We start from the raw sequence: 16003 nt of genomic DNA, 5'->3' as shown, positions 1-16003 counted from the left end.
GAATAGTGCATGAGCAAAAGGACCAGTGGCTTAGGCACACTGGCGATTCGTCGTGGGTTGCGGCAGCGTTTTCGCAGGGCAGCAGGAAATTGCGTCGAGTAAATACCCAGTTTGGTAATCTAACTGCATGCGGCACGATTTCGACTCGCTCTCATGGCCTGCTGCAATGACAAGCATGGTGTCGAGACCGCGTGCCAATGAGATAGGCGATTCCGGAGCCTTGTCATCAAGATGCGCGGCAATATGTCGAAGCTCTTGGATGAAGTCGTCAGGCCGCGTCTTAGTAAATTCTTTGACTACTGGAGAGTTGTCTCCAACATGTAAGATGACGGCATCGCAACCAGGCTTGTAGCCGATGACGATTTGCAGCGACCCTAGTTCGCCATGAACGACAGCACGTTTGGACGGAGGATAAGTGACAACGTCCTGTACCACACGTCCAACTAGGCCGGCTTCGGTGTGCAGGTTCATCATGCACTGACTATCGTAAGTCCCCTGGTCATGACTTTCGTATACCATCTTGGCGTCGACTTCGGAAACTCGTCCGCCGCCGCAAATGTGAGCCAGGTGCTGCCAGAGATTCAACGCATGTGAATGTTCCCCACTAGCACCGCCACCACGCTGCCAGTACCCGAGGTAGGTGTCGGACGGTCCGCTCAACCATGGGTGGGCGGCGAAAATCCCTTTCCAGTGTTCGCGAAATTCGACATCAATCCAGTGAACCTGCCCCAGCACTTTATCCGTCAGATACTGGCAACCTGTGGTCACAGCTCGAGAAACGACATGATCGTATCCGACGAACAGCTTTGTATCACCAGCTTCTGTACAGAGGGCTTGAGCTAATTCGAGCGATGGTTCGCAGACCGGTTTTTCAACCATGATGGCCTTAGGATTTTCAGCCAATGCCTGCATCGCCAGAGGTAGGTGGTATTCCGGCGGGGTTCCCACGAGAATAAGGTCGAAACCACCTTGAGGAGCATTGTCGTTGGTACAAAGCTGAATCGCAGGATCCCATGCTCCGTAGCGGGCTGGGTAGATTTCATCACGCATCCGCGTGAGAGCGGCTTCGGATACATCACATACGGTGACATCCCAGCCGAGTTGTCGCGATGCATTTGCGAGATGGTTCCCGATCGAGCCTGCACCATAGATTTTTACGCGCAGCATTACCAGCTTCCTTGCTTGGGTCTCCTGGCGGCTGATAGCTTGATCGAAGACCAAATTTCCAGCCGAACTTCCTCTAACAACTTTTGCTCAAACTACCCTGCTATAGCGAACCCACCATAATACCGCGTGAATCACGATGGCCGAGGCGGCTATTTCCGTCGAAATCTCGACCAAAATTTACGTCGGTGCCAAATTAATAGGGGCAAAATTAGCTTAGCTCAAAGGTAGTGCGAGGCCGTGTGGAAGCAATCTACTCGAAAGCCCAACGTAGCTACAATAGAGAAATTCGGAGCACCTCGACTGTAAATGCCTGCCAGATACAGCGTCTGAGAGAGCGTTTTTTCGAGTTTGCACGCTTTCCAAAAATAGTTCAGAGGTTCAACCTTAGAGGAGAGTGAAGGCTGGTCGTGCAAGAGTACGGACTTTACTGTCCAATTTGGAATTGCCAGTCGACCGTCAGCATCTTCACAGCAGGGCCAGTTCGAGTTCGGCACTGTCAAGGATGCTGTCGTTGTCAGAGAGAACGCCCACTCTCTTTTATGCGATGTCGGGATATTCTCAAGATCGGTGTTTGCTATGACCTGACCCTGCGGGTGGAACCAGGTTTTAAGTGACAGCCTTCAAGGATTATTCTCTTGGTAGAATTGCCTCCGGTACCGGTGAACGGTGTTCAGCTAGAAAGCCTTGGGTATTGGAAATTGAACCGACGTAACGGATTAATCTTGCTCGGTGTTATTGCCAATTTTGAGATTCCTTTTGCTTCTTTTAAGTTCCTTCCAAAGCTGTTTGATTTGAGCGTATGCCTCGGCTTGAGAAATTTTATCTTGCGATTCCAGCCCACATATAAGGCCGACCCTAGATGCGAATTCCTGGAGATTCGCATTGAAGAGCATTTTTTCGGCAAATGAAGGATCGTCCTTAGTCACGGCAGGCCTTAGTCGCTTCGCAGGAGATTTAGAAATCAAGCATTGAAATTAATAATGTCGCTTCGAACATATCTCGCACCTATCCGGTTACGACCCGATTTTATCAAGCTTAGATTCGGCCGCTCGAATGACGTGGGGAGCTAACCGAACGTTTCCTGATGCCTTGCTGTAATCTTGTCCTGTCGTAATACACCATTTGACAAATTCTTTCACGCTTTGTGCCTTGGTGGAATCCGAGTACTTTTCTCGAAGTAACATCCAGGTAAAGGTAACAATTGGAACGGAACCGGGCGATGGGGGCGACCACTTCCGAATAACTCCTTCGTGAGTTGAGGACTTCAGTCCGAATCTCACGAAATCTTCAAACCTGCCGGCTTTAGCCGGAAGTTGTTTAGTCGGTGGCTACGAAAAAAGTAAATCTCAGAGTGTAGTTTTGTCTGAAGTATATATAGTAGAACGACTTACGGATCGAAAAAGAGCAGCCATTCTGACGGCCGCCATCCGAGAATTTGAGGCTCATGGGTTCGACAATACCAGCATGAACCGGATTGCCGAGGTGGCGGAAGTCAGTAAAAGAACCGTCTATAACCACTTCGAGAGTAAGGAATCGCTTTTCGAAGCGATCGTTACGTTGTTGATCGAGAACACGGAATCGATTCCAGCAATGATCTACCAGCGTGAGAACCCGCTCGAAGAGCAGCTTCGTGGGTATGCGGAAAACATCGTTCGGATTGTGATTTCGCCCGATTTCCAGTCGCTAGCCCGCGTGGTTCTTTCGCGATTCCTATTAACACCAAATCTTGCCAAGCAAACGATTGGCGATGAAAAACGATTTTGCGCTAAACTAGTTACCTGGATTGAAGCGGCCGTCTTAGATGGCCGATTGCAGGTCGACGACACGGAGATGGCTGGAAAACAGTTTAATAGCTTACTGCAGGGATCCGTGTTTTGGCCACCCTTGTTAGGTAGCAATCCAACCCCAGATGCCGAGGAAATCGAGCTCATCATCGATTCTGCGGTGAGCATGTTTCTGGCGCGGTATCAAGGCATACAACCGTAAGCACATCTATTTCATAGAAGATCACAACGCCCAATTGCAGACTTGCTTGTTCGCATGATCAGCAACCCCAGGTCCGTCCAGCGCTTGTGAGAAAGCTTAGGCACGTCAAACCTTGGAAGAAATGCGTTTGACGAATAAGACAGTCGCTACGATATAACTTCCCTAATCACATGGCCGAAGTCTTTCTCTAATCGCTTCCTTCCCGGAACATGCATTGCACGAGGGTCTAGGCCTAGTTGATTCAAGACCGTGGCGTGAATATCAGTGACATAATGTCGATTCTCCACGGCATGAAAGCCGAGTTCATCGGTCGCACCGTGGGCCACACCCCCTTGGATGCCACCGCCTGCCATGGCGATAGTGAAGCCGTATGGATGATGGTCGCGCCCATCACTTTTTTGGGAACCAGGTGTGCGGCCGAATTCGGTTGCCCAGACGACAAGTGTTTCTTCGAGAAGGCCACGTCGCTTCAAGTCTTTCAGCAGTGCACCGAGCGGCTGATCGATTTGCTTGCACAGCTTGGCATGGTTTGCCTTGAGCCCTTTATGGCTGTCCCATTGTCCGGCCCCGCCATTGCTACCGTGATAGACTTGAACGAACCGAACGCCACGTTCAACCAAACGGCGGGCAGTAAGCATTTGCTGGCCAAAGGTCTTCGTTTCTGGTTGATCGATCCCATATAGATCAATCGTAGCCTGCGTTTCATCTGTAAATTTCACAACCTCTGGCACAGCCGTTTGCATGCGATAGGCAAGCTCATAGGAGCGAATTCGAGCAACTAACGCATCATCGTCGGGAAAATTATCGGCAGTCAGTCCATTCAGTTTGCGTAATAATTCAAACTGCCCGGCTTGCTCTTCCTGATACGTGCCTGTCGGCGGCTTGGCATACGGAAGCGGGTTGGCTGGGTCGATACTCAGCGGAACACCATCATACATGGGGCCAAGATAATTCGCCCGATGACATTCTCTCCCTCCGCAACAGTCAGCGACCGGTGTACCCATGACCACAAACTGCGGCAGATTTTCATTGATTGAACCTAATCCGTAGTTCACCCATGAGCCGATTGCGGGAAAGAATCCTTCGACCCGATGACGCCCAGTATGAAACTGCAATTGTGCGCCGTGATTGCTGTCTTCCGTCCACATGGATCGGATTAAACAGAGGTCGTCAGCCTGGGCACCAACGTGTGGTAGCCAGTCACTGATTTCCAGTCCGCTTTTACCTCTTGGCGAGAAGCCGACCTGCATGGGGTACAGCTTATTGCGGATGAATCCATTATTTGGATCGAAAGCTACCACTCGTTCGTTTTCCAAAAACGAGGACTTCAGCACTCCGGCGTGAGGAGTTTCTTCAATCGACTTGCCCGCATATTTGTTGAGAGCTGGTTTGGGATCAAAAGTTTCCAGATGGCTTGCTCCACCAATCATGAACAGCCAAATCACGCTCTTCGCACGAGGTGCAATCTGCTGCAATTGGGTCTCGGAAAAACCTTCTTTCGCGAGCATGCTTGAAAGGGCGATGCTACCGAAACCCAGGCCCATGTCCTGGAGAAACGAACGACGGGTAAGTGGGGCGGTGGGCGGATTGGTCTGGTGGGTGAATTGGCTCATCGGACCGTCACAAAGTCGTTGTGGTTAAAAAGAACATGCACGAGATTTTCGCGGGCGCGTTGGGCGGGAGTTTTCGCCGCAGGGACTTCGGCCTTGGTGACACTTGGAATCGGAGTCAGGTCTTCAGGATCACTCAGGCGTTTCGACTGGCTTGTTAAAAAGTCTTGGCAGGCAGCCAGTTCCTCGGCGGTACTATTTCGACCAAGAATCGCTTCGAAAGCCAGATGAATAAAATCTTCGGTATTAGGCGCTATATTACTTAGCATGGCAGCTAAACGGCGTGATTGTTCGACAACCAGTGAACTGTTAGATAGGGCAAGTGCCTGCTGTGGGATAATGCTCGGAGATCGTCGATAGCATTCATTGGGGGCAGCTGCATCGAAAGTGACGAGCATTTGCATCTGCTTTTCGTAAGCATGTCGAAAGTAGAGACTGCGGCGATGAACCTTTTCTCCTTGATGGAAATCAATTTCGGGACCTCCCAGCGTCTGATCCAATTTGTCAGCAACATGGAGCACACTATCTCGAATGATTTCAGCATCGAGTCGCTGAACATTTGCCCGCCAAAGCAACTGGTTATCTGGATCGTGTTCTCGATTGGCGGCGAACTCGTCACCGGAAACGCTTGAAGCACGACGATAGGCCGCCGAGGTTACAATCAAACGATGTAGGTGTTTCATGCTCCAGTCATGCTCCATGAACTCGACCGCTAGCCAATCGAGTAGCTCGACGTGTTCCGGTTGGGGCGAGCGAAGACCAAAGTCAAACACATTGGCAACGAGTGGGGTACCAAAGTGACGCATCCAAACGTGATTCACTGCCACGCGTGCAGTGAGTGGATTACGATGATCGGTAATCCAATGGGCTAGGGCAGAACGCCTGCCGGTACTCGTCTTAGGGTATGCGGTGCCGACTGACGAGTATTCGATGGCATCGGCATTTTTTAACCGTTCAGCTTCCTCGCGTCGCTTGATTGCTTGGTTGACTTCTTTCCGAGACTTTTCAACTGCTGCCTTCCGCTTTTCGTCGGCCTGTTCGCTTGACTCGGCCTGCTGCAACGCTTGCTGCTTCACAAGTAGCGTATGTCGCGCTCGCTCCAATTTAGCGATGCTCTCTGTTGCGGCAGCACGTTTTGCAAGTGGCTGCAGCTGAGCAGGATTCAATGTCTCGGTGTACTTAGCCCGATCGGCAGCCCAGCGAGCTTGCAGTGATTCAAATTCCGCAGTGGCAGCAACCACCGCTTGTTGATGCAACGGCTGGTTGGCAGAGCCCTCTTTGTCGACGAGGTTCTTTTCCTCGATTTTCACTTTCTTTACGGCAGCTTCCAACTGTTCCTGCTCGATAAATTCACGCAGGCTCGGAAAGATCGCCGTTGGCGGCAACTCAATCGGTTGTGGCTCAAAGGGCAAGTTGATCACTTCCGGCAGATTGGGCTCGACAGGATGCTCCTTGTCGGGGTTCTTCTCGTTACCTGCCATATAAAGATAGGTAGGCGAATCCAGCTTGGCATCGTATGCACGAACCAAACCTTGCTTCTTAAGGTCGGCCTCGCCGGGCAGTCGTTCAGTGCGTACTTGATGCGGCTCGAAAACAGCCCGCATCGCGTAATATTCGACTTGCTCGATCGGATCGAACTTATGATCGTGACAACGAGCACAGTCGATCGTCATTCCGAGGAACGCCTTGGCCGTATGCTCGACCGTAGCATCGAGCCAAATATCCCGGTTGCTCTTATGGTAGTTACGGGCCAAAAAACCGGTGGCTCTCAGGGTGTTTGGATCTGCAGGGGCGAGCTCGTCCGCTGCCAGCATTTCCATAACCATGCGATCGTATGGCTTGTCAGTGTTGACGGATTCGATGATCCAATCGCGCCAGCGCCAAATATGACGCTGGCTTCCGCGTAGCTGGTCCTTATAGCCGTCCCAGTCACTGTAACGCCAAACGTCCATCCAATGCCGCCCCCAACGCTCGCCGTGGGCGGGATCTTCGAGGAGCTCATCGACCAAGTCGCTCCAGGCACTCGACGCAGGGTTGTCGAGAAATGCGTGTTGCTGACTTGGCGTAGGGGGCAAGCCAATCAAATCCAGATAAGCCCTGCGCACTACGGTAGCAGGATCCGCAAGTGGGGCGACCGGGAGCTGACGAGCTTGGAGCTTGGCAAGCAGAAACGCATCAATCGGATGCACTTCCCCCAATTCATTCTCGATTCGAGGTACTTCTGCCTTTCGTGGCACTTGGTAGGCCCAGTGCTGTCGTGGATCGGGCGGAACTTTTTCAGCTTTAGGAAACTTCGCTCCGCCTCGTATCCAAGTCATCAAAACTTGAATTTGCTGGGCGGTGAGTGCCTCACCTTGGCCTTCGGGCGGCATCCGCTGGTCGACGTCTTCGGACTGAATCCGACTCAGCAGCATACTTTCCGGCGGGTTTTTTAGATCAAGGACGGGACCGCTTACTCCACCTGAGTGAATGAGCTGACCGGCATCGAGCCGCAAATCGGACTCTTGCTTGAGCGCTCCGTGGCAAGCAGAACATTTAGTGAGTAACAGCGGCTTAATATGCTCTTCGTAGTAGTCCTCATCCGCTAACACAGGCAGCGTGAAGAGGTGCAATACAAGAGCAGCGAGGAGGAGTCTCATGGCATCTTAGGGGGAGAGACTGTTTGTGGGTGGGACGGCGTTGATATCATCGCCAAATGATGATGATATCCGAAATCGATCAGCGAGTCGAAACGATGTTTCTCTCAATCAGCAGTTACCAGCAGTGATGCTTCGCTCCGCGCGAGAAGTCGAACCGCGTAATAACTTCATGAATAGCGGTTTGGTGAACCTGTTGAGCACGTCATTTTTAGTGATCGCCGCCCAGGTTTTCTTCAGACGATGTTTAACAACCACCTAACAACATTACAATGCTTGGCCCGCGTGCTAAGAATTGTCAAAAACATTCGGCGGCAGCGGAAACAGAGCCAAGGTGATGTCAGGAGACATCTTCCCAAAATACCCATTATTACAGCATGAAGCAATTGGAATTCAAAAGAACAAATTTGGACGACCGTTTGTCGATAAAATCGAGGCTACTTGGGGAATAAACATTGCAACCCATCACTGCCAGGGCGACAATCGACGCCAACCCGCCTCCTTTCTCTTGTTTTCCAGTTCCCGCCTGAATAGGACCCGGACATGATGCACCGGCTTCCTCTGCTGTTGTTTTCATTGTTAATCGCTCCGGCAATCGGTTCGATCGCTGTGGGCCAAGAGCAGATCCCAAACCAGGAGCTTGCTTACTTCGAGGAAAAGATCCGTCCCATTCTCGCCGCCCGATGCTACGAATGCCATTCGAAGGACTCTGAAGAGATTGGCGGAAAGCTGCTCCTAGATAGCCGTATGGGAGTTTTAAAAGGTGGTGAGTCTGGGCCCGCGATCATACCTGGCGAGCCTGAGAAGAGCCTGCTAGTAGATGCTTTGCATTACGAGACTTTCGAAATGCCGCCGGACAAACCACTGTCGGAATCGGACATCCATGTGGTCTCACAGTGGATTCGCCGTGGTGCTTGGGACCCGAGAACGAAGGAGACCACGTTAGGTCCCCAGGAGAATTGGACTCCTGAAGACCTGTGGTCATTCTATCCACGGCAGGTGTCGCAGCCGCCGAGCGTCCAGCAGAAGAACTGGCCGCACGGTCCGATCGATCAATTCGTGTTGCACCGAATAGAACAGGCAGGGGCCCGGCCAGCCGAGGATGCCGGACTTCGTACGTTGACTCGACGATTGTATTTCGATTTGATCGGTCTTCCGCCGTCTTTGGAAGATATCGAATCCTTCGTGCAAGCCGCGCGGAAGAATCGCCAGCATGCTACTGAAGTTTTAGTGGATGATTTGCTTTCGAGACCGCAGTTTGGTGAGCACTGGGGAAGGCACTGGCTCGATGTTGCTCGGTATGGTGAGTCGAACGGCAACGACGGCTTATCTCGCAATGCCACTTTTCCTCATGCCTGGCGGTATCGCGATTACATCATAGACGCCATCAATCGCGACATCCCCTACGATCGGTTCTTGACGGAACAGATTGCCGGTGATTTGTTGCCTGCCTCATCGGCGCAAGAGCGAAACCGATTGCTAGTCGCCACCGGATTTTTGGCGATCGGCTCGAAGCCAGCGTCTGCCATGAACAAAGATTTCTCGATGGATATTGTCGATGATCAAATCAACACGGTAAGCACCGCGTTCATGGGGCTTAGCGTCGCTTGTGCACGCTGCCACGACCATAAACACGATCCCATTCCGACACGCGACTACTACGCCCTGGCTGGTATCTTCAAAAGCAGTGAGACTCTATATGGTGTGGCAGGCAACGAGAAGCTTACGGCCCCTCCCACCGAATTGCATGTCTTGAGTTCGCAACTGCCCAGCGACGGCACCAGGCTTGATCGGATGAAAGCTCCCCTTGCTTTGCCTGAGGGGTATCTCGATCAGACTCAACTGTTAAAGCCTGAAGTTCATGTTTCGCTCGATCGTTTGCCCGAGGGCTGGAAAGAAGTTGGCTCGTCGAAGTTCTCTCAGGCACACTTCGCACAGCTCAAGGAATCTTATCTGCAAGGGGGTGTCCCCGTTCTGGCTGCGGACTATACCGTTTCTTTTTGGTTTAAGAATGCGTTGGACAATGATTCACGGCCGATCACGGCCTATTTGTTTAGCCGGGGTGAACTAGGTAACAAAGAGATTCCTGGCGACCATCTGGGAGTCGGTGGAAAGCACGATCCGAAACGCACCGGACGGCTGTTCGTGTTCAATGGCAACAAGAAGAAGGCTTCCCTGGCAGGCAGCACTATCATTTCACCGGGAACCTGGAATCACGTTGTGCTGGTCCGCAAAGGGGATCTGGTTCGTGTTTATCTCAATGGGATGCAGAAGCCGGAAATCGAGGGCAAGCTCGAGCCAACCTTCGGCAAAGAGTCACGCTTTAGCGTGGGAGGGCGAAGCGAAGGCTTCGCGCCGCTCAGAGGAAATCTGGCTCACTTTAGTTTGTTTTCAAAGCCGCTTTCTGGTGCCGAAGTTGTCGACTTACACGATGCCTCCGACCGCCCCAAAGGTATCAGCCAACTTGGTCTGGCGATGGGAATACGCGAAGCAAAGAAGCCTGTCGACAGTAAGGTTCATATCAATGGAACCGGAGCGAAGCTGGGCGCTGTGGTGCCGCGCGGCGCACTGACCGCATGCTGGAAGGTCGCTCAGAGCGATGAGTCCTCTCCGATCGTGCCAGAGTTGGTCGTTCCCGAAGGCGTCAGCGGACGGCTCGAACTAGCCGCCTGGCTGACCGATCCTCGGCAGCCTCAAACGTGGCGGGTGATAGTGAATCGGGTTTGGTTGAAGTTAATGGGGGAAGGGCTTGTCTCGACGCCGGACGATTTTGGTGTGTACGGTGCTCGGCCGACCCATCCCGAACTGCTCGATTGGCTCGCTCAAGATTTTGTTGACCGTGGCGGGTCGATCAAAGGGTTGATTCGCTCAATCGTGCTGAGCCGTACCTATCAGTTGTCGAGCGATTACGATTCGCAGATTGCCCTACACGATCCTGCTAACCAACTACTAACACGGCATCGGCAGCGGCGGCTGAACGCCGAACAGTTACGCGACTCGATTTTGGTGGCAAGCGGTATGCTGAATCTTGAGCCTGCCAAAGGTAGTCCGATTCAGGACATTGATGCATTGATCAATAAGCCTCCACACCACGCATCAACATTGCATCGTTCGTGTAATCATCGAAGTATTTATCTTTGTTACATGCGAAACGCTCCGCCTGCGGAACTAGCGGCCTTCGATTTACCGGACGGGCTAAAGGTAACCGGTAAGCGAAGTCAAACCGTATTGCCGGCGCAGTCACTATTCCTGATGAATAATTCCTTTGTCATTCAGCAGGCAGAGCATATGGCATTGCTGGTAACCGCTGATCCCAAGGCGACGACCGAAGAGAAGATCAAGCGAGCCTTCCATCGAGCGTTTCAGCGTGACCCTGCCCAGTCCGAATTGATGCAGGCGGTCAAGTTGCTCGAGCGACTGTCAGGGGATAGCTCTGATGTAGAGAATACCCAGCAGGTGCGTCAATGGGCGGCCTTCTGCCAAGCACTTTTCGCGGCCAATGAATTTCGCTATGTCGAGTAACCCCTACAAGCTAAGATCCGGCGTACCCAATCAACAGCGAGGTCTCCTATGATTTCATCTCGAAGAAACCTGCTGCAATCGGCATCGTGTGGGTTCGGGTACTTAGCTCTTTCGGCCCTTTGCCAAAAGTCGCTCCTGGCCGAATCGACCGATTCGCTGGAATTGAAAGTTCCGCCAGTGCGTCCACGAGCCAAGCGAGTCATCTTCCTGTGCATGAGCGGCGGCCCCGCGCAATTGGATTTGTTTGATTACAAGCCGCAAACAGGTCAAAAGAAGCATCCCGGTTCGGTCTATCCATTTCGCCAGCGGGGTGAGAGCGGACAATGGGTTTCAGATTTATTGCCTGAAATATCCCGACATGCCGATAAGCTTTGCATCGTCAACGGCATGCATGCCGATACCGGCAACCATGCTCAATCGTTCTTGCAGCTACACACCGGCGAAAGACTGCGGCATCGGCCAAGCATGGGTTCGTGGGTCAACTATGGATTGGGGACTGAGAATCAAAATCTTCCTGGCTTCATCAGTCTAAACACCTCGAAGCCGTCAGTGTACTCCAGCGCATTTCTGCCGCCTGTTTACGAGGGCACGCCTATCGGCACAAATGGCGAGAGCATGTCGAAGGCGACAATCAACAACATTCGTGGTGATCACCTATCGAGTGCGGCTAAGCGTCATCAATTAGATTTCATCCAAACGCTAAACCGTCAGCACCTTCAGCAAAACCAGGATGCCGAAAAGCTGGAAGGTGTGATCGAGTCGATGGAACTCGCCTATCGCATGCAGTCCGTCGCACCAGCTTTGCTGGATATAAGTACCGAATCGGAGGAGACGCTACAGCGGTATCGTGTCGGTAAATCGCTTTCGGTGGGAACCTGTAAGCCTTCCGATTTTGGCCGGCAATGCCTGTTGGCCCGACGTTTTGCCGAAGCTGGCGTTCGTTTTATCGAAGTCAATCACGGCAGCTGGGACCAACACAAGAACCATCGACGAGATCTGGAAGCCAATTGCGAAGTTACCGATGCTCCGATTGCTGCTTTGCTGGGTGACCTTGAGATGCGAGGCCTATTGGAAGACACGCTGGTGGTCTGGGGAGGTGAGTTTGGTCGTCCAGGTCTGACGCCTGACAATGGCAAGGACGAAAGTGGACACAACTACCGCGGGTTCACATTTTGGTTGGCTGGCGGTGGCGTGAAAGCCGGCTATACGCACGGCAAGACCGACGATACTGGCTCGCGCGCGGTGGAAGGGCAAGTGCATTTCCATGATTTGCATGCGACCATTCTGCAAGCTCTCGGATTACGGCACGACAAGTTGACCTTCAATCATGAAGGAAGAGAGCATCGCCTGACCGGGCCGGAAGGTGGCAAGGTTGTTCATGAGATTTTCTCCTAAACGGCGGATGACTGGCCTTATTTCAATGCGTTACTGATTGCTTTAGCCGTATTTTGGCCAAGGAATTTGTACCCTGCCGCATTAAAGTGAACGTCATTCGGATTTTGCATCTTGTCCAGATAAGGAGTGATCGAGATGAATAAGTCGTTGGTCTCTATGCCATGTTTCGCCATGATCTCGGCTGCTGCCTTGTTGCGTTCAGCGATTGAGGCTGCCGTCTGCTTCTTTGCAGCATCATCAGGAATGGGGGTCGTTGAGGCCCAGATAAGCTTCGCTCCTGTCTCTTGCATCCGCGCGATAAGCTGCTCCAGTCGCTGGCGATACTCGGCTATGGGCGTGTTCCGGTCGTGGATGCCAAAGTTGAAGTGGATAACGTCCCACTTTTCATCGCCTAGCCAGACGTCAAGATTTCTCAGGCCGAGCGATGTGGGACCGCAGTTGGCAGGGGCCCGATGAACATTGACTTTGCCCGCAAGTTCATTGCGGACACTTTGCGTGTAGCCACGGGAAACCGAGTCCCCAATCAATAGCACACGAGGAAGTTGGGGATCGTCTTTGACGAAGTCCCAGGCATTTGATTTGCCGGCGATCTTTTCCCGCTTGTGAATCGGCAGATAGAAGTTGCCCAGGTTCTCTTGTAGTACACGTTCCCAGGCTTGCTCAGCCGGCGAAAGTGTCTTGACCAACGCTTGATACCGGTCATCGAGTTCCTGATCTGCTCTTGCTTTCTCCGCAGCAGCTTCTTTCGCATTGGTCGGTTCTGCCTGGACATTTGAACAAGTCATCAGCCCCATCGAGAAGAATGATGTGACAGCCAAAATCAACAGTGTGCAGCATTTCATCAGTTGTTGCCTATCGGTTGGAATAGAGTGATCGCTAGCGAATCGCATTTGCCTCAAAGCAGCGATGCCGACCTGGTCGTGCTTGCACTCAAACTAGGAACGGCCCCGTTGGGGATAGAGAAGTTTACTGGCGGACGTTTTCCGTCACCACGCCGCGACTAACGCTATATGCTTCTTGATAGCCCGAAAACCGATTTTACCAAGGCTAGTTGCTGTAGCCAGTGCCTGAAAATTTGGACTTAGTTTGTGCGGGCTAAGTATCTGGATTTCTAAGATGAACGAGCTCAACTCAGTAGCGGAAGCAACATCTATGATGGTCCCACTTGAATATGTGAAGACCGTTTTGTGCCTGAAAACGCGGGTGACTAAGGTGTCGAATACACGGCTAACCCGGCAGTAGGATACTAGGATATGAGAAGCCGGGAGCATCCTGTTTTGCTCTAAACTATGGACATCATGTAAAGCATTTCGTTGCAAATTTGGACGGAACGCTCGTCATACCGTTGAGCCTCGAACTCGGTGTCGTCGGCTTCTTTCGGATCTTCATATCGGATCGGCATGCGAAGCTCGCAGCCTATCACGAGCGGGCAGGCTTCATCAGCTTGTGAGCAAGTCATTACCGCACAGTAACCCTTGGTTGGATTGGGTGGCGCATCATAGACTTTTGAGAAGCAAATTTCTGGAGTCGATGTGTCGGATGTGTAGACGCTGTAGCGTGGATTGGTCGCGTTTGGATCATCGGCGATGATCTTCAATCCACATCGCTGCATGGCGGCAGTCGCGCGAGGGTTGAACGCAGTGGCTTCGGTACCTCCTGAGAATGTTTCAACGCCGTCCAGCCCAAAGTATTTCGCAGAAACCTGTGCCCAAATCTGAGTAAGATGGCTTCGTCGCGAATTGTGAGTACAGATGAACATTAGTTTTGCAGGCTCGGACTTCGACCGACGCTCGCGAATGTAGTCGGCAACTTTAGCGAGCTCAGCCTTTCGATCGCTAGGAATTGTATCGAAAGCCAATGCTCTGTCGTTCAGGTATCGCAGCAACTCTGGGTAAAACGAGTTGGCCGATGAAGCGGGTTGCTTTACGGACATCTGAGGTCCTTCTAATGGCTCAGGTTGTGACAAAGTAAACGACCATCGCAAACTCAGCTGATCGTTTTCCCCGTGCGGTCTTCTTCTAACGAGAACAATTTACCAGCTTGACGTTGTTCGTGGAAGCCGCTACGTTTGCAAAGTGACGCAAGTATGCATTAAAAGGTGTTCGAGCATGAAACCACAAGAAGCTTCCCAGTGCTGCGGACCGATCGACGACCTACTGGACGCGGCACTCTTCAAAGCATTGGGCGAGCCGACGCGATTGAAACTGCTCTCTTGCTTAGCAAAGTGTGGGCGGCCATGCTCTGTTACAGAACTGACCGAATGCTGTGCAGTCGACTTGTCGGTGGTCTCACGTCACTTGGGCGTGCTGGAGAAAGCTGGCGTTCTTACTGCTACGAAGGAAGGACGCACTGTCTTCTATGCCGTTCGATATCAACACCTCACGGAAGCTTTTCGTGGATTGGCTAAAGCGATTGAAGGTTATCGCCCTAAACGCAGGCCTGCGAAAACTTAGTGTCGACGGCGTATCCAGAAAGCTTAAGCAGTTGGGGTAAACATGAGCATTTACAAGCTAAAGAATCAGAAAGTGACTCGAAATGGACAAAGCTGAAAAGGCTGCAATCAGCTTCTTTGAAAAAAAACTCACGATATGGGTCGCCCTTTGCATGGTGATCGGGGTGCTGATCGGGAAATTCTTGCCGGCTGTTCCCGCGTTTCTTGCGAAGTTTGAGTATGCCAACGTTTCGATACCGATCGCAATTCTGATTTGGTTGATGATCTACCCGATGATGATGAAGGTCGATTTCGCCAGTGTGAAGAACGTTGGAAAGAATCCGAAAGGCCTATTCGTTACCTGGATCGTGAATTGGCTTATCAAGCCTTTTACCATGTTTGGCATTGCTGCCTTCTTTTTCTATGTGGTCTTCAAGCCGTGGATCCCGCCTGAACTGGCCAAGGATTACTTGGCCGGCGCTGTTTTGCTTGGTGCCGCACCGTGCACAGCAATGGTTTTTGTGTGGAGTCATTTAACTCGCGGTAATGCTGCCTATACCGTCGTTCAAGTGGCAACGAATGACTTGATTATCTTGATTGCGTTTACTCCCATTGTGGCGTTCTTGCTCGGCATTGGTGGGATTACGATTCCATGGATGACGTTGATCGTCTCCGTGCTCCTCTTTGTGGTTGTCCCGTTAGTCGGTGGAGTGCTTACTCGAAATCTGGTCGTTCGCTCCAAGGGGAAAGAATATTTTCAGAACGTGTTCATCCCTAAGTTCAACAACATCACGATTGCGGGGCTGCTGCTGACACTGATCTTAATCTTTTCATTCCAAGGCGAAGTGATCATCAACAATCCGCTGCATATTGTGCTGATCGCCATTCCATTGATTATTCAAACAGTGTTGATCTTCTTTCTGGCCTATGGTGCTTGCTACAGGCTTCACTGTCATCATGACATTGCTGCCCCTGCAGGTATGATCGGCGCATCGAATTTTTTCGAGCTTTCGGTCGCTGTCGCGATCACTTTGTTTGGCACGTCTTCGCCCGTTGTTCTGGCGACGATTGTGGGTGTGCTGGTGGAAGTCCCGGTGATGCTGGCACTTGTCGCCTACGCCAACAAGACGAGCGGAGCGTTCTTGCGATTCGAGGCAAGCGACGAGAATTAAAGCCGTAAGAGATGCGAATTGTGGTGCGTGTTGACACTTGGGCTGCTCGTGAATCACGGTCATCACTAGCACGAGTCTTGCCAT

12 protein-coding genes are annotated in these 16003 nt (G+C 51.9%); 6 read left to right on the top strand and 6 right to left on the bottom strand.

Going from position 1 to position 16003, the window contains the following annotated elements:
- Positions 1-30: 30 nt before the first annotated feature.
- Positions 31-1167, bottom strand: a complete 1137-nt coding sequence (locus HOV93_RS00170; protein WP_207394430.1) for a Gfo/Idh/MocA family protein — start codon at positions 1165-1167, stop codon at positions 31-33.
- A 716-nt stretch (positions 1168-1883) separates the two neighbouring features.
- Complete coding sequence (locus tag HOV93_RS26685; protein WP_449243529.1) at positions 1884-2060, bottom strand: DUF7219 family protein; 177 nt, start codon at positions 2058-2060, stop codon at positions 1884-1886.
- Positions 2061-2526: 466 nt separating this feature from the next.
- On the opposite strand from HOV93_RS26685, the gene HOV93_RS00165 reads away from it, so the two are divergent.
- Positions 2527-3153: a TetR/AcrR family transcriptional regulator gene (locus HOV93_RS00165; protein WP_235989637.1), complete on the top strand. Its 627-nt coding sequence runs from the start codon at positions 2527-2529 to the stop codon at positions 3151-3153.
- A gap of 146 nt (positions 3154-3299) precedes the next feature.
- Here HOV93_RS00165 and HOV93_RS00160 read toward each other — a convergent pair whose 3' ends face one another.
- Both HOV93_RS00160 and HOV93_RS00155 read right to left on the bottom strand, forming a co-directional pair.
- On the bottom strand, positions 3300-4766 hold the full coding sequence (locus HOV93_RS00160; protein WP_207394429.1) for a DUF1501 domain-containing protein: 1467 nt from the start codon (positions 4764-4766) through the stop codon (positions 3300-3302).
- Entirely contained in the window at positions 4763-7402 is a 2640-nt protein-coding gene (locus HOV93_RS00155; protein ID WP_207394428.1) for a DUF1553 domain-containing protein, read from the bottom strand. Before HOV93_RS00155 ends, HOV93_RS00160 begins: the two co-directional genes overlap by 4 nt.
- 540 nt (positions 7403-7942) lie before the next feature.
- On the opposite strand from HOV93_RS00155, the gene HOV93_RS00150 reads away from it, so the two are divergent.
- Positions 7943-10921, top strand: coding sequence for a DUF1553 domain-containing protein (locus HOV93_RS00150; protein ID WP_207394427.1), 2979 nt, complete (start codon positions 7943-7945; stop codon positions 10919-10921).
- Positions 10922-10969: 48 nt separating this feature from the next.
- Complete coding sequence (locus HOV93_RS00145) at positions 10970-12316, top strand: DUF1501 domain-containing protein (protein ID WP_207394426.1); 1347 nt, start codon at positions 10970-10972, stop codon at positions 12314-12316.
- Between the two features lie 17 nt (positions 12317-12333).
- Here HOV93_RS00145 and HOV93_RS00140 read toward each other — a convergent pair whose 3' ends face one another.
- Positions 12334-13101, bottom strand: a complete 768-nt coding sequence (locus HOV93_RS00140; protein WP_207394425.1) for an SGNH/GDSL hydrolase family protein — start codon at positions 13099-13101, stop codon at positions 12334-12336.
- 84 nt (positions 13102-13185) lie between these two features.
- Here HOV93_RS00140 and HOV93_RS26095 point away from each other — a divergent pair, with 84 nt between their 5' ends.
- A complete protein-coding gene (locus tag HOV93_RS26095; RefSeq protein WP_261358545.1) occupies positions 13186-13320 on the top strand; it encodes a hypothetical protein in 135 nt (44 codons plus the stop codon).
- 278 nt (positions 13321-13598) lie between these two features.
- Here the strand turns inward: HOV93_RS26095 and HOV93_RS00135 are convergent, their stop codons facing one another.
- On the bottom strand, positions 13599-14249 hold the full coding sequence (locus HOV93_RS00135; RefSeq protein ID WP_207394424.1) for a protein-tyrosine-phosphatase: 651 nt from the start codon (positions 14247-14249) through the stop codon (positions 13599-13601).
- A gap of 175 nt (positions 14250-14424) precedes the next feature.
- Between HOV93_RS00135 and HOV93_RS00130 the strand changes: the two genes are divergently transcribed.
- Positions 14425-14769 (top strand): ArsR/SmtB family transcription factor, encoded by a 345-nt coding sequence (locus tag HOV93_RS00130; RefSeq protein WP_207394423.1) that lies wholly within the window; start codon positions 14425-14427, stop codon positions 14767-14769.
- An 82-nt stretch (positions 14770-14851) separates the two neighbouring features.
- Positions 14852-15919: an ACR3 family arsenite efflux transporter gene (gene arsB / locus HOV93_RS00125; protein WP_207394422.1), complete on the top strand. Its 1068-nt coding sequence runs from the start codon at positions 14852-14854 to the stop codon at positions 15917-15919.
- Positions 15920-16003 lie beyond the last annotated feature (84 nt).

This window comes from Bremerella alba, from assembly GCF_013618625.1.
In the GTDB taxonomy this organism is placed as follows: domain Bacteria; phylum Planctomycetota; class Planctomycetia; order Pirellulales; family Pirellulaceae; genus Bremerella; species Bremerella alba.
Note: the sequence above shows the minus strand (reverse complement) of the source record. Positions and strands in the feature narration are given on the sequence as shown.